The 13,110-nt window shown below is 64.3% G+C and carries 2 protein-coding genes; one reads left to right on the top strand and one right to left on the bottom strand.

What is annotated here, in order from left to right:
- Window positions 1-3: 3 nt before the first annotated feature.
- Window positions 4-10,491 carry an amino acid adenylation domain-containing protein gene (locus tag AC07W0_RS15080; protein ID WP_495029334.1) on the top strand — a complete coding sequence of 3,496 codons (10,488 nt, stop codon included), beginning with the start codon at window positions 4-6 and terminating at the stop codon, window positions 10,489-10,491.
- Window positions 10,492-10,655: 164 nt separating this feature from the next.
- Here the strand turns inward: AC07W0_RS15080 and AC07W0_RS15075 are convergent, their stop codons facing one another.
- On the bottom strand, window positions 10,656-13,088 hold the full coding sequence (locus AC07W0_RS15075; protein ID WP_193388112.1) for a TonB-dependent siderophore receptor: 2,433 nt from the start codon (window positions 13,086-13,088) through the stop codon (window positions 10,656-10,658).
- Window positions 13,089-13,110 lie beyond the last annotated feature (22 nt).

The raw sequence follows: 13,110 nt of genomic DNA, 5'->3' as shown, positions 1-13,110 counted from the left end.
CCCATGCGTTCCAACCCTAATATCGATCTGGTTTCGCGCTTTCTTCGCCTGCCGCTGGAACAGCGCCAGCAGTTTTACCAGCGCCTGCAAAGCCGTGGCATGAGCTTCGCCCAACTGCCGATTGCCTCGATCCGCGAGGACGGCCAACGCCTGCCGCTGTCCTATGCCCAGGAGCGCCAGTGGTTCCTGTGGCAGTTGGACCCGGACAGCGCCACCTACCACATCCCCGGCGCATTGCGCTTGCAGGGGCGCCTGGACCTGGCGGCGTTGCAGCGCAGCTTCGACAGCCTGCTGGCGCGCCACGAAAGCCTGCGCACCCGGCTGATCCAGGACGGTGAGCAGCTGTTGCAAACCATCGAGCCCGAGGCGCGTGTCGAGATCCGGCAGGAGGTTGTTCACGAGGCGCAACTGATGGCGCGGGTCGAAGCCGAGGTCGCCCGCCCGTTCGATCTGCAACAAGGGCCGCTGTTGCGCGTGACCCTGTTGCAACTGGCGGAAGATGAGCATGTGCTGGTGATGGTGCAGCACCACATCGTTTCCGATGGCTGGTCGATGCAAGTGATGGTCCAGGAACTGGTGCAGTTGTATGCCGCCTACAGTCAGGGCCAGGACCTCAGCCTGCCGGGCCTGCCGATCCAGTACGCCGACTACGCGCTGTGGCAACGCAACTGGATGGAGGCCGGGGAGAGGGCCCGCCAGTTGGCGTACTGGCAGGACCTGCTGGGCGGTGAGCAACCCGTGCTGGAATTACCCCTCGATCACCCGCGCCCCGCGCAGCAAAGCCATCGCGGCGCGAGCCTGCAGGTGCAGCTGCAGGCGGACCTGGTGACGGGCCTCAAGCGCCTGGCGCAGCAAGAAGGCGTGACGCCGTTCATGCTCCTGCTGGCGTCGTTCCAGACCCTGCTGTTTCGCTACAGCGGCCAAGCGGATATTCGCATCGGCGTACCGAATGCCAACCGCAACCGCGTCGAAACCGAGCGGCTGATTGGCTTTTTCGTCAACACCCAGGTGCTCAAGGCCGACCTCGACGGGCAGATGACGTTTGCCGAACTGTTGCAGCAGACCAAGCGTCGTTCCCTGGAAGCCCAGGCGCACCAGGACCTGCCGTTCGAACAGTTGGTGGTGGCGTTGCAGCCTGAACGCAGCCTGAGCCACAACCCGTTGTTCCAGGTGATGTTCAACCACCAGACCGACACCCAGGCCAGCGGTGACGGCCAGCACCTGCCCGGCCTGCGCGTGACAGAACTGGACTGGGACAACCAGACCACCCATTTCGACCTGAGCCTGGACACCCATGAATCCGCTGAAGGTCTGTGGGCCGCGCTGACCTACGCCACCGACTTGTTCGAGGCGGCGACTATCGAGCGCTTTGCGCAACATTGGCAAAACCTGCTCCAGGCGCTGGTGAGTGCGCCGCGCAGCCGTCTTAGCGCGCTGCCGATGCTCGACCGTGCGCAGCAGCAGACGATGCTCCAGGATTGGAACGCGCCGGCCAGCGTCGCCGTCGCACAAGCCGTACACCACCGGTTCGAGGCCCAGGCCCGCCAGCATCCTGAACGCCAGGCGCTGGCCCTGGATGACCAGACGCTCAGCTATGGCGAACTGAACCGCCAGGCCAATCGTCTGGCGCACTACCTGATCGACCAGGGGATCGGCCCGGACGGCCTGGTCGGTATCGCCGTCGAGCGTTCCTTTGCCATGGTGGTCAGCCTGTTGGCGGTGCTCAAGGCGGGCGGTGCCTACGTGCCGCTTGACCCTGAGTATCCGCGCGAGCGCCTGGTGCATATGCTCGAGGACAGTGGCGTGCGCCTGGTGTTGACTCAGTCTCACCTGCGTGAGCGCCTGCCGCTGGCCGGGTCGTTGACCTGCCTGGATATCGACCTGGCCCACGCGACGTTGGCGCCGTATGCCGAACACGCTCCGGCGCTCGACGTCGAGCCGCAGAGCCTGGCCTACGTGATCTACACCTCGGGCTCCACCGGCAAACCCAAGGGCGTTGCCATCAGCCACGCGGCGCTGAGTGAGTTCGCCGACATCGCGGCCGACTATTCGCGCCTGGTCCCACAGGATCGGGTGCTGCAGTTCGCCACCTTGAACTTCGACGGCTTCGTCGAGCAGCTGTACCCGGCGCTGACCCTGGGCGCCACCGTGGTGTTGCGCGGCCCGCAGTTGTGGGACGGCGCCGACCTGTACCGGCAGATCATCGATCAGGGCATCACCCTGGCCGACTTGCCGACGGCTTACTGGAAACTGTTCCTGCACGATTGCCTGGCGGCGGGCCCACGGTCTTACGGGGCCTTGCGCCAGGTGCATATCGGCGGCGAAGCCATGCCCCTGGACGGCCCGGCGATGTGGCGCGGGGCCGGGCTGGGGCATGTGCGGCTGCTCAACACCTACGGGCCCACCGAGGCCACGGTGGTGTCCAGCGTGCTCGATTGCAGCGCCGACGATGGGGTGATCGGCGGCAGCGCCAGCCCGATTGGCCGCGCGTTGCCGGGGCGGGCGTTGTATGTGCTGGACGGCGACCTCAACCTGTTGCCGGTCGGCGCCGTGGGCGAACTCTACATCGCCAGTGCCAGCGGCTTGGCGCGTGCTTACCTGCAACGCCCGGGCCTGACCGCCGAGCGCTTTGTCGCCGACCCGTTCGGCCGCCTGGGCGAGCGTCTTTATCGCACCGGCGACGTGGCGCGTTATCGCGCCGACGGGGTGATCGAATACGTCGGCCGCGTCGATCACCAGGTGAAGATCCGTGGGTTCCGTATCGAGCTGGGTGAAATCGAGGCGCTGCTGCTGGCCCAGGATGACGTCCGTGAGGCTTTCGTGCTGGCCGCCGACAATCAGTTGGTGGCCTATCTGGTGGCGACGCAGCCATTGTCCGAGCCGGAGCAGGTGAGCGCCGCCGAACAGCTCAAGGCCACTTTGCGCGAGCAACTGCCCGATTACATGGTGCCGGCGCACCTGATCTTCCTCGAGCGCATGCCCTTGAACCCCAACGGCAAGCTCGACCGCCAGGCCCTGCCGACACCCGTCGGCGGCTCGGCACAGCAGGCATGGTTGGCACCGGTCACGCCGCTGCAGCAACAGATCGCGGCGATCTGGGCCGATATCCTTGGCGTCGAGCGTGTCGGCCTGGCCCATCATTTCTTTGAACTGGGCGGGCATTCCCTGCTGGCCATGCAAGTGGTCTCGCGCATTCGCCAGGCCCTGGACCTGGAAGTCCCGCTCAAGACGCTGTTCGAGCAGCCGCGCCTGGCAGGCTTTGTCGCTGCCTTGACGACCGCCGATCCCGCCGCCCCGAAAGCCCCGGCCCTGCTGCCGGCCGGGCGCGACCAGCCGTTGCCGCTGTCGTATGCCCAGGAGCGCCAGTGGTTTCTCTGGCAGTTGGAGCCGCACAGCGCGGCGTACCACATCCCTAGCGCGCTGCGCCTGAAAGGCCAGCTCGACCACGCGGCGTTGCAGCGCAGTTTCGACACCTTGCTGGCCCGTCATGAAAGCCTGCGCACCTCCCTGCGCCAGGAGCGCGAGCGCACGGTTCAAGTGATTGAACCGCAGGTGTCGTTGCACATCGCGTGCGCCGATGTCGATGAAGCTGCGCTGAAGGCCCGGGTAGAAGCCGAGATCGCCCAGCCCTTCGACCTGCAACAAGGGCCGTTGCTGCGTGTCTGCCTGCTGCGCCTGGCCGCCGATGAGCATGTGCTGGTGCTGGTGCAGCATCACATCGTCTCCGATGGCTGGTCGATGCAACTGATGGTCGAGGAACTGGTGCAGCACTACGCGGCTTACAGCCAGGGTCAGACCCTGGTATTGCCGGCGCTGCCGCTCCAGTACGCCGATTACGCCGTGTGGCAGCGCCGTTGGATGGAGGCGGGCGAGAAGGATCGCCAACTGAACTACTGGCGCGACCGGCTCGGCGGTGAGCAGAGCGTGCTGGAGCTGCCGTTCGACCACCCGCGCCCGGCGGTGCAAAGCCACCGTGGCGCACGCCTGCCGATCGAACTGGCGCCCGCGCTCGCCCGCGACCTCAAGGCCCTGGCCCAGCAACAGGGCGTGACCCTGTTCATGCTGTTGCTGGCTTCGTTCCAGACCTTGCTGCACCGCTACAGCGGCCAGGAAGACATCCGCGTCGGCGTGCCGATCGCCAACCGCAACCGCAGTGAAACCGAGCGCCTGATCGGCTTTTTCGTCAACACCCAGGTGCTCAAGGCCGACATTCACGGGCAGATGAGCGTCGCGCAGGTGGTGCAGCAGACCCGGCAACGGGCGCTGGAGGCGCAGGCCCACCAGGACTTGCCGTTCGAGCAGTTGGTGGAGGCGTTGCAGCCCGAGCGCAGCCTGAGCCACAACCCGTTGTTCCAAGTGATGTTCAACCACCAGACCGACGTCGGCCAGGCCCAGGTCCAGCACCAATTGCCGACGCTGCGGGTAGAAGGACTGGAGTGGGAAAGCCGGACCGCGCATTTCGATCTGGACCTGGATATTCAAGAATCTACCGAAGGTATCTGGGCCACATTGGGGTATGCCCAGGACCTGTTCGAAGCGTCGACCGTGCAACGTATGGCGCGGCATTGGCAGAACCTGTTGCAGGCGATGGTCGCCGATCCGCAGCAGACCCTCGGCCAGTTGAACCTGCTGGACGGGGATGAACAGCGGCACATTCTGCAGTTGTGGAATCAATCCGACGCCGGCTTCCCGGCCCAGCGTCTGGTACATGAATTGGTGGCCGAGCGTGCGCGGGAAAACCCGCAGGCAGTCGCGGTCAAGTTCGACACGCAAACCCTGACTTACGGCGAGCTGGACCGCCAGGCCAACCAGTTGGCCCACGCGTTGATCGCCCGTGGCGTCGGCCCGGAAGTGCGCGTGGCGATTGCCATGCCGCGCAGTGCGGAGATCATGGTGGCGTTCCTCGCGGTGCTGAAAGCCGGCGGCGTTTACGTGCCGCTGGACGTCGAATACCCGCGTGATCGCCTGCTGTACATGATGCAGGACAGCCGCGCCAAGCTGCTGTTGACCCATACCGCCGTGCAGCAGCAACTGCCGATTGCCGAAGGCCTGGATACGCTCGCCATCGACCGCACCGAAACCTGGAGCGGCTTCAGCGACACTGCGCCGTCGGTTGATCTCGACGGCGACAACCTCGCCTACGTGATCTACACCTCGGGCTCCACCGGCATGCCCAAGGGCGTGGCGGTGGCCCACGGTCCGCTGGTGGCGCATATCATCGCCACCGGCGAACGCTACGAAACCGGCCCGGCCGATTGCGAATTGCACTTCATGTCCTTCGCTTTCGACGGCTCCCACGAAGGCTGGATGCACCCGCTGATCAACGGCGCGAGCGTGCTGATCCGCGATGACAGCCTGTGGCTGCCGGAATACACCTACGCGCAAATGCACCGTCACAACGTGACCATGGCCGTGTTCCCGCCGGTGTACCTGCAACAGTTGGCCGAGCATGCCGAGCGCGACGGTAACCCACCGAAGGTGCGCGTGTATTGCTTTGGCGGTGACGCGGTGGCGCAAGCGAGCTACGACCTGGCCTGGCGTGCGCTGAAACCCACTTATCTGTTCAACGGCTACGGCCCGACCGAAACTGTGGTTACGCCGTTGTTGTGGAAAGCACACAAGGGCGATCCCTGCGGCGCCGTGTACGCACCGATCGGCACGCTGTTGGGCAACCGCAGCGGCTACATCCTCGACGCCCAACTCAACCTGCAACCCATCGGCGTCGCTGGCGAGCTGTACCTGGGCGGTGAGGGCGTGGCGCGTGGTTATCTGGAACGTCCGGCACTCACCGCCGAACGCTTCGTCCCCGACCCGTTCGGCAAACCCGGCAGCCGCGTGTACCGCAGCGGCGACCTGACCCGTGGCCGCCCGGATGGCGTGGTGGATTACCTCGGCCGTGTCGACCACCAGGTGAAGATCCGCGGTTTCCGTATCGAACTGGGCGAGATCGAAGCGCGGCTGCGTGAGCAGGACAGCGTCGGCGAAACCGTGGTGGTGGCCCAGGAAGGCCCGACCGGTAAGCAGTTGGTGGCCTATGTGGTGCCACTGGATCCGGTGCTGATGGACGATGCGGTGGCCCAGTCCACCTGCCGTGAAAACCTGCGCCGCGCCCTGAAAACCCGCCTGCCGGACTACATGGTGCCCTCGCACCTGATGTTCCTGGAGCGCATGCCGCTCACCCCCAATGGCAAGCTCGATCGCAAGGGCCTGCCGCGTCCTGATGTGAGCCAGATGCAGCAGGTGTATGTGGCGCCACAGAGCGAGCTGGAGCAGGACGTGGCGGCGATCTGGGGTGAAATCCTGGGCCTGGAACGGGTTGGCCTGGCCGACCACTTCTTTGAATCGGGGGGGCACTCGTTGCTGGCGATGCAGGTCATCTCCCGTCTGCGCCAGTTGCTGGGCCGGGAAGTTCCCCTCAGAACCCTGTTTGAACACCCGCGGTTGCAGGGTTTTGTCGAGACGCTGCAGCGTTCGACAGCCGAGACGGACAGTGCGCCGGCGATTCTGCCCGTCAGCCGCCAGCAGCCGTTGGCATTGTCTTATGCCCAGGAGCGCCAGTGGTTCCTCTGGCAACTGGACCCCCAGAGCGCCGCGTACCACATCCCCAGCACCCTGCGCCTGCGTGGCTGGCTGGACCAGGCCGCGCTGCAACGCAGTTTCGAAACGCTGGTGGCGCGCCATGAAAGCCTGCGCACCCAGGTGTACCAGGACGCAGGCCGCGCCCTGCAAATGATCCGTGATGCGGGTGCCGTAGAGATCCTGCATGCCGACGCCGATGAAGCGGATGTGCAGCGCCTGGTGCAAGCCGAGATCGCGCGACCGTTTGACCTGCAACAAGGCCCGCTGCTGCGGGTGACCCTGCTGCGCCTGGCTGACGACGAACACGTGCTGGTGCTGGTGCAGCATCACATCGTCTGCGATGGCTGGTCGATGCAGGTGATGGTCGACGAGCTGGTGCAACTGTACGCGGCCTACAGCCAAGGCCAGGACCTGCAACTGCCGGCGCTGCCGATTCAATACGCCGACTATGCGCAGTGGCAGCGCGACTGGATGGCGGGCGGCGAGCGCGAGCGCCAATTGGCTTACTGGCAAACGCTGCTGGGCGGTGAACAGCCAGTGCTGGAACTGCCCGCCGAGCGGCCGCGACCTTCGGTGCAGAGCTATCGCGGGGCGAGCCTGGATGTCGTCCTGGACCCGGCGCTGGTGACGGGGCTCAAGGCCCTGGCGCAGCGTGAGGGGGTCACGTTGTTCATGGTACTGCTGGCGTCGTTCCAGACCCTGTTGCACCGTTACAGCGGCCAGCAGGATATTCGCGTCGGTGTGCCGATCGCCAACCGCAGCCGGGTCGAAACCGAGCGGCTGGTGGGGTTCTTCGTCAATACCCAGGTGCTCAAGGCCGATATCGATGCTCAACTGACCGTCACCCAATTGTTGCAGCAGGCCAAGCGGCGGGCCCTGGATGCCCAGAGCCATCAGGACCTGCCCTTCGAGCAATTGGTCGAGGCGCTGCAACCCGAGCGCAGCCTGAGCCATAACCCGTTGTTCCAGGTGTTGTTCAATCACCAGAGCGAAGCGCGCCTGGCCAACAGCGGCCAGCAGCTTGCCGACCTGAGGGTTGAAGGGTTGGAGTGGGGCGCGCAGACCGCGCAGTTCGACTTGAGCCTGGACACCCAGGAGACCGCCGAAGGGCTGTGGGCGACCCTGACCTACGCCACTGATCTGTTCGACGCCGCGACACCCAAGCGCATGGCCCGCCATTGGCAGAACCTGTTGCAGGGCATGCTCGGCGATCCGAATCAGCGGGTCACCCAGTTGCCGATGCTGGAGCGTCTGGAGCAACAGGTGATGGTCGAGCAGTGGAACGACACGGCGCAGGATTACCCGTTGCAGCAGAGCGTGCAGCAGTTGATCGAAGCGCAAGCCGAACGCACGCCGGATGCCCAGGCATTGCTGTTTGATTGCGAAGTGCTCACTTACGCCCAGCTGAATGCTCGTGCCAACCGCCTGGCGCACCGCCTGATACAGGCCGGTGTCGGGCCAGACCTGCTGGTGGGCGTGGCGATGGAGCGTTCGGTGGAGATGGTGGTGGCGCTTCTGGCCGTGCTCAAGGCTGGCGGCGCCTATGTGCCGCTGGACCCGGAATACCCGCGCGAGCGCCTGGCCTACATGCTGCAGGACAGTGGGGTGCAACTGCTGTTGACGCAGGCGCATCTGGTCGCGTCGTTGCCCATCGGTGACTGCGTACAGTGCCTGGTGGTGGAGCAGGGTGACAGCTGGCTGGCAGGGTTTGCCACCTTCAATCCCGAGGTCGCCGTCGAGGCCGAAAACCTCGCTTATGTCATCTACACCTCCGGTTCCACCGGGCAGCCGAAGGGCGCCGGTAACCGCCACTGTGCATTGACCAACCGATTGCTGTGGATGCAGCAAACGTATGCACTGGATGCCAGTGATACGGTGCTGCAAAAGACGCCGTTCAGTTTTGACGTGTCGGTCTGGGAGTTCTTCTGGCCGTTGATGAGCGGCGCCCGGTTGGTCATGGCGGCTCCGGGTGATCATCGGGAGCCGTCGCGCCTGGTGACGTTGATCAATCGACACCAGGTCACCACTTTGCACTTCGTGCCCTCGATGTTGCAGGCGTTCCTCCAGGACTCGCAGGCCGGCAGTTGCCAGGGCCTGCAACGCATCATTTGCAGCGGCGAAGCCCTGCCGGTGGACGCCCAGCAACAGGTGTTCGCCAAACTGCCCAAGGCCGGGTTGTTCAACCTGTACGGCCCGACCGAGGCGGCCATTGATGTTACCCATTGGACGTGTGTCGATGAAAACCGCGACAGCGTGCCGATTGGCCAGCCGATCGCCAACTTGCGCACCCATGTGCTGGATGCACAGTTGCAGCCGGTTGCCGCGGGTGTTGCCGGTGAGTTGTACCTGGGCGGGGTCGGGCTGGCGCGCAGTTACCATCGCCGTCCCGGCCTGACCGCCGAGCGCTTTGTGCCGTGCCCGTTCCAGCCTGGCGCGCGGTTGTATCGTACCGGGGACCGGGTCCGTCAGCGCAGGGATGGCGTGATTGAATACCTGGGGCGCCTGGATCATCAGGTCAAGTTGCGTGGTTTGCGGATCGAGCTGGGCGAAATCGAAGCGCGCCTGCTGGAGCATCCGCAGGTGCGTGAAGCATCGGTGCAAGTGCAGGATGGCAAGCATCTGGTGGGCTACCTGGTGTTGCACGACCCGGCCGCCGCCTGGCGTGATGCCCTGAGTCATCACTTGCTGGCGCATTTGCCCGACTACATGGTGCCTGCGCAATGGGTCGTGCTGGACCGCATGCCCTTGAGCCCCAACGGCAAGTTAGACCGCAAGGCCCTGCCGGCACCGGACGCCAGCGTGCATCAGCGGCACTTCGTTGCGCCGAGCAACCCGCTGGAGCACACCGTTGTGCTCGCCTGGCGCGAGGTCCTGGGCCTTGAACAGGTGGGGGTGGAGGACAACTTCTTCGAGCTGGGCGGGCACTCGTTGCTGGTGTTGATGCTCAAGGAGCGTATCCGCAAGGCTACCGGCGTCGAGCTTTCGGTGAGTCAGCTGATGCTCAACCCGACGGTTGCGGGGCAGGTGGCCTGTGTCAATGGTCAGGCCGGCAACTCGTTGATCGTCAGGTTGAACAGCCAGACCCGTGGCACACCGTTGTACCTGTTTCACCCCAGCTATGGTTCGGTGCATTGCTACAAGGCCATTGCCCTGGCGTTGCGCGAGCAGCGGCCGGTAATGGGCGTGATCTGCCGGGCGTTGGCCGAGGAGGGCAGTGAAGTGCCGGCCTGGCACGAGATGGTCGAGGACTACACCGCGCAATTGTTGACGGCGCAGCCGGAGGGGGCCTTCCGTCTGGCGGGCTGGTCCCTGGGCGGCAACCTGGCGATGGAAGTTGCCCATGGCCTGGAGCAGGCTGGGCGGGAAGTGGAGTGCGTGGGCTGGATCGACGCATCGCCACCCCAGTGGGTCAAGCCCTTCTGGGACACGGCGGTGATGGTCGATGAGCGCGAAATATCCGCCAATGACCGGCGCGTGGAATTGTTGGGCGCGATGTTCCCTGAGTTCACGGCGCAGATCCATGCCAAGTGGTCGGGCCAGCAGGCCACGGTTGACGGCGACGATGAGCAATGGGCCGGGTTCAACCAGTGGGCCGGGGATGTGCTGGGTGAGCGCTTCCATGAACTCAAGGAAGAGTTGCTCAGCGGCCATGAGGCGCAAATCTCGTGGGAGGTCGACCGCATGCTGGGGCAGCGCCTGCATGATGCCGATTTCAAGGCGATCAAGGCGCCGATCAGTTGCTGGTGGGCGACCTTGAGCCGCACGGGTGTGCATCATCGGTTGATTGAGGCGAGCATGCTGGAGGTCGCCGGCCAGTCCCGGATTGAACGTTCGGTGCTGATCGAGACCAGTCACGATCGGTTGATCGACAACGCCGCGTTCGTGCGCAGCTTCGCCGACGCGATGGCGTAACACCGGGCCTGAACGAACAAGCCCCCGGCCACTGATGGTGACCGGGGGCTTTTTCGTGGGGTGGGGTTCAACGACCGGCCCCTGCAAAAACGCCCCGGGCAATGAATGTACGGGGCGTTAGGGTTGGAACCCTCGGTAGCCGCCAGGGCGGCTACGAGCAGGCCTTAGAAGTCCCAGCGGGTGCTGAGCATGAAGTTGCGTGGCTCGCCGTAGGCGGCAGAGTTATAGAAGCCGATGTTGGTGTAGTAGGTCTTATCGAAGATGTTGTTGACGTTCAACGTTGCCGACACGTTCTTGGTGAACTGGTAGCGGGTCATCAGGTCCACCAGCCAGTAGGATTCCTGGGAAAACTCCTCGTAGCCGCCTTTCGGGCTGTTGTAGATGTCCTGCCAGCCAACACTCTGCCAGCGAGCGCCGCCGCCGACGGTCAGCTTGTCGAGGTTGCCCTTGAACTTGTACGAGGTGTAGACGCTGACCTGATCTTCCGGCTCGAAGGTCGAGATCTTGATGTCGTTGTCGTCGCGCACAACCTTGTGGGTATAGCCACCCTGGAGCTGCCAGCCCGGTGCCAGTTCGCCCGACATTTCGACTTCGTAACCCTTGGTCACGGCCTTGGTGCCCTTGAACGCATAGTTCGACGGTGTCGGCGTGCGGTTGTTGTATTCGTCGTCGGACACGGAACGGTTGGTTTCGTGGATCTCGAAGTAGGCGGCGCTGGCGTTTACACGACCGTCCAGGAAGTCTGCCTTGACGCCCAGTTCCCAGTTCTGGCCTTCATCCGGCTCGACCAGCTTGTTGTTGCGGTCGCGGTTGTAGCTTTCCTGCGGCATGAAGATATCGGTGTAGCTGGCGTAGACCGAGTACGTGTCGTTCAGGTCGTAGACCACACCGGCATACGGCACGAACCGTCCGGTTTCCTTGTAGGTCGGGTTGTTGCCGGTGACGGTGTAGTCGACCACGCGGCCGCCGAGCAGCAGCTTGAGGTCGTCGGCGAGGTTCAGGCGGGTGGTCATGTACGCGCCGGTCTGGCGCACGGTGTCGTCGATCTTCGACTGCGGTGTGCCCCAATCCGGTTCGGTCGCGTTGCCGTGCCAGTTGTGGAAGTTCACCAGGTTGGGGGCGAGGTTCCAGTAGCCATTGCCGTTCCACTCGGAAGAACTGATGGAGCCGCCGAGGACCAGCTCATGCTCGCGGCCACCCAGGCTGAACGGGCCGCTCACATATAGGTCGGCGGAGTCGCTGACGGTTTCGCCGGTGTACTTGCCCGATGTCAGCTGCGAAGTGCCGTCCAGGTTGGGAGTGCTGCCCTGGATCGAGCCCATCTTCGCGTGGTAGCCGTTGATCTTGTGGTCCAGTTGCAGCTTGGTAACCCAGCCATCGCCGAGGTCGTGCTCGACTATGGCGAATAGGGTGCGGGTGTACTGCTCCCAACTGCTCCAGTCGGCGGCGTTGTTGAACGAGCGCTTCACCTTGTTGCGATTACCCTGGGCGTCGATCAGCGGGAAGCTGCCGGACCAGGACGAGCCTTTTGGCAGGCTGTCCTGGTAGTCGCCACCCACGGTCAGCATGGTGTCCGGGGACAGGTCGAATTCCATGATGCCGTAGTAGACCGGGCTTTGGCGCTCATAGCGGTCCATGAAGGAATGCTTGTCCTGGTAAGCCGCCACCGCCCGACCCCGGACATTCCCGGTTTCGGTCAGCGGGCCGCTCACATCCAGCTCGCTGCGGTAGTTGTCCCAGGAGCCGGCGCCCACGCTGGCGTGGCCCTGGAACTCTGCGGTGGGCTTTTTGCGCACAAGGTTGATGGTCGCACCCAGGGAGCCTGCGCCAGTGAGCAGGCCTGTGGCGCCCTTGAGTACTTCGACCCGGTCATAGATCGCCATGTCGCTCAGGGTGTTACCCGCTGAATAGGCCACGTTGCGCGCAGTGGACGGAATGCCGTCGTACTGGAAGTTGTTGATGGAGAAACCACGGGCGTAGTAGTTGCTGCGCTCGGTATCGAAGGCCGAGACGGTGATGCCCGGCGTGTGGCGCATCACGTCGTCAACGTTGTTCAGGCCGAAGTCGTCCATGTGCTGGCGGGTGATGACGGTCACCGACTGCGGCGTCTCCTTGGGCGTCAGCACCAGGCGGGTCGAGGTGGCGATGTAGCCTGGGGTATAGGAACCGGTGTTTTCGGTCACGCTGCCCAGTTGGTTGGCGGTCACCTGGGTCGGGCTCAGTTCCAGCCCGGCGGAGGTACCGGCGGCGGTGACGGTCAGCGAATTGCCATTGAGGCTGTGGGTGGTCGACGTTCCTGACAGCAGGGTATTGATCGCCTGTTGCGGGTCCAGTTTGCCTTTGACGGCGGTGCTGTTCTTGCCTTGCACGTCGGTCGGGCTGTAGAGCACCTGCATGTTGGCCTGATGACCGAAGGCCTGCAGCGCGCTCCCCAGCGGCTGCGCGGGAATGTCCAACTCGATCTCTTGTGCCTGCACATAGCCGGCCACCGGCAGTGATATGGCCAGGGCCAGGGCGTTCGGCAGGAGGTTGATGTTCAGGGCCCGACGCATGGATAGCGCTTTGCTCAGTGGGCTGAGACCGAGTCGTGCTGGCATGGGTGTTTTCTCTTCTATGTTT

The sequence above is a fragment of the Pseudomonas sp. GW704-F2 genome (assembly GCF_059423025.1).
Note: the sequence above shows the minus strand (reverse complement) of the source record. Positions and strands in the feature narration are given on the sequence as shown.